3 protein-coding genes and 1 pseudogene are annotated in these 2652 nt (G+C 63.0%); all 4 read left to right on the top strand.

Annotated elements, in window-relative coordinates; translation table 11 throughout:
* Window positions 1–307: 30S ribosome-binding factor RbfA (rbfA, locus tag JOZ76_RS05820; RefSeq protein ID WP_291697675.1), on the top strand; the 307-nt coding region annotated here is incomplete at its 5' end.
* Window positions 304–1419, top strand: a complete 1116-nt coding sequence (gene truB, locus JOZ76_RS05815; RefSeq protein WP_441299985.1) for a tRNA pseudouridine(55) synthase TruB — start codon at window positions 304–306, stop codon at window positions 1417–1419. The genes rbfA and truB, both read left to right, overlap by 4 nt.
* 2 nt (window positions 1420–1421) lie before the next feature.
* The gene (rpsO, locus tag JOZ76_RS05810; protein ID WP_291697673.1) at window positions 1422–1691 is read left to right on the top strand and encodes a 30S ribosomal protein S15; all 270 of its coding nucleotides are present in this window, start codon (window positions 1422–1424) and stop codon (window positions 1689–1691) included.
* A gap of 355 nt (window positions 1692–2046) precedes the next feature.
* Window positions 2047–2652 (top strand): annotated as a pseudogene (locus JOZ76_RS05805) (polyribonucleotide nucleotidyltransferase); the annotation flags it as partial.

The following is a 2652-nucleotide window of genomic DNA, read 5'->3' as shown; positions in this document are numbered from 1 at the left end:
GCATGATGCCGACCTCGAAGGCCACATCATCACCGTGCCCGAAGTGCGGATGTCGCCGGACCTGAAGCTTGCGACCATCTATGTGATGCCGCTCGGCGGACGCGACACCGAGATCGTGGTCGCGGCGCTGGAACGCAACAAGAAATTCCTGCGCGGCGAGATCGCGCGGCGCGTTAACCTGAAATTTGCTCCTGATATCCGCTTCCGCGTCGACGAACGATTCGATGAGGCGGAACGGATCGAGAAATTACTGCGAACACCTGCGGTGCAGAGAGACCTCGCACCCGATTCGGACAAGAGCTCATGACCATGACACAGGCGAACCGCGCGCCCGGCGCAGCGGAGGTTGACTTGCGCGACGGCGCAACGACAAAATTTTTCGGTGCGCGCCACGACGAAGCAGCGCATCAGCCTCCCGTCTCGAATGGCCCGGCCGCGCAAGGTGCCCGCGAACAGAAAAAGCGCGACAAGCGCGACGTGCACGGCTGGGTCGTGCTCGACAAGCCGATCGGCATGACGTCGACGCAGGCGGTCGCGGTGGTGAAGCGGTTGTTTTCAGCCAGGCGCGCAGGGCACGCCGGCACGCTCGACCCGCTCGCTTCCGGCGGCCTGCCGATCGCGCTCGGCGAAGCCACCAAGACCGTTCCCTTCGTGATGGACGGGCGCAAGCGCTACCGCTTCACGGTCGCCTGGGGAGAGGAGCGGGATACCGACGACACCGAGGGGCAGGTGGTCAAGACCAGCGAGATCAGGCCGACCGTCGAGGCAATCCGCGCCCTGCTGCCGCAGTTCACCGGCGTGATCGAGCAGACACCGCCGCGCTACTCGGCGATCAAGGTCCAGGGCGAGCGCGCCTATGATCTGGCGCGCGATGGCGAGGTCGTCGAGCTGGCCCCAAGGCCGGTCGAGATCCACGAATTAACCCTAGTTGAACAAGACGATAGCAGCCATTCGGTGTTCGACGCCGAGTGCGGGAAGGGCACCTATGTGCGGGCGCTGGCCCGCGATATCGGCCGGATCCTCGGCTGTTATGGCCATATCTGCGCGCTGCGGCGGACGCTTGTCGGTCCGTTTGACGAATCTGACATGATTCCGCTGGAACAGTTGGAGGCTTTGTGCAATAGAGCCGCGTCCGGCGAGGGAAGCCTCGCCGACGCGCTTTTGCCCGTTGAGACCGCGCTGGACGACATCCCGGCACTGGCCGTCACTCGGGCGGATGCGGCAAGGCTCCACCGGGGCCAGGCCGTTTTGTTGCGCGGACGGGATGCGCCCAATTGTAGCGGCACAGTCTATGTCACGGTGGCAGGGCGCCTTCTGGCCCTTGCCGAGATTGGCAATGGCGAACTCATCCCCAAGCGCGTGTTCAACCTGACCGGGCTGACTGCCAGTCCCGGTCGCAACGAAAACGAAAGAGTGTGACGATGTCGATTACCGCGGAGCGCAAGGCGGAAATCATCAAGACGAGTGCCACCAAGGCCGGCGACACCGGCTCGCCGGAGGTTCAGGTCGCGATCCTGTCGGAACGCATCAACAACCTCACCGGCCATTTCAAGACCCATGTGAAGGACAACCATTCGCGTCGTGGGCTTTTGAAGCTGGTGTCGACGCGTCGTTCGCTGCTCGACTACCTAAGAAAGACCGACGAGGCGCGCTACAAGGCGCTGATCGAAAAGCACAACATTCGTCGTTGAGCTTTACCCACGCGTGCTCCGGAACGGGCACGCGTTTTTGCATGGATTTTGCGAAGAACCCGACCAGCGGTTTTCACGGCACGATCCTGCGTTTGGGCCTGATTTCAGGAAATCTGCGTAACCGTTTTCCAAGACGATCAGGCCATGGAAATGGAGCGTCCAGCGGCAATCCGGCGGCTGGGACTCGAGGCGGGCAAGGTGCCCGTACGACCGGAAGGATGGAGCCATCCGAACAGCAAAAACCATGGCAGGATCGCCGGACGCTGATCTCACGGCGATCAGCGTCCCGCAATCTTGCGCATGGTTTTTGTGATTCGTGCTCCCTTCTTTCGTGAACCGATGAAAGAAGACCAAGATGTTCAATACTCATTCAGTGGAAATCGATTGGGGCGGCCGTCCGCTCAGATTGGAGACCGGCAAGATTGCGCGCCAGGCCGACGGCGCTGTCATCGCCAGCTATGGCGAGACCGTCGTGCTGGCGACCGTGGTCGCGGCTAAGGCGCCGCGCGAAGGCGTCGACTTCCTGCCGTTGACCGTCGATTACCAGGAAAAAGCCTATGCCGCAGGCCGCATTCCCGGCGGCTATTTCAAGCGTGAAGGCCGCCCGACCGAGAAGGAGACGCTGGTCTCCCGTCTGATCGACCGCCCGATCCGCCCGCTGTTCGTCGATGGCTGGCGCAACGAGACCCAGGTCATCGTCACCGCGCTCTCGCACGACATGGAGAATGATCCCGACGTGCTGGCGATGGTCGCGACCTCCGCCGCGCTGACCCTGTCGGGCGTGCCGTTCCGCGGGCCGATCGGCGCCGCGCGCGTCGGCTTCATCAACGACGAATATGTGCTCAATCCCGCGCTCGACGAGATGGGCGAGACCCAGCTCGACCTCGTGGTCGCCGGCACCGCGGACGCCGTGCTGATGGTGGAATCGGAGGCCAAGGAGCTCAACGAGGACATCATGCTG

It is taken from the genome of Bradyrhizobium sp. (assembly GCF_019244115.1).
GTDB lineage: Bacteria > Pseudomonadota > Alphaproteobacteria > Rhizobiales > Xanthobacteraceae > Bradyrhizobium.
This window is presented reverse-complemented; position numbering and strand designations above follow the sequence as displayed.

Excerpts from the sequence above, each read along its gene's own strand:
- truB (WP_441299985.1), top strand. The coding sequence starts at position 304 with ATGACCATGACACAGGCGAACCGCGCGCCCGGCGCAGCGGAGGTTGAC.
- rpsO (WP_291697673.1), top strand. The coding sequence starts at position 1,422 with ATGTCGATTACCGCGGAGCGCAAGGCGGAAATCATCAAGACGAGTGCC.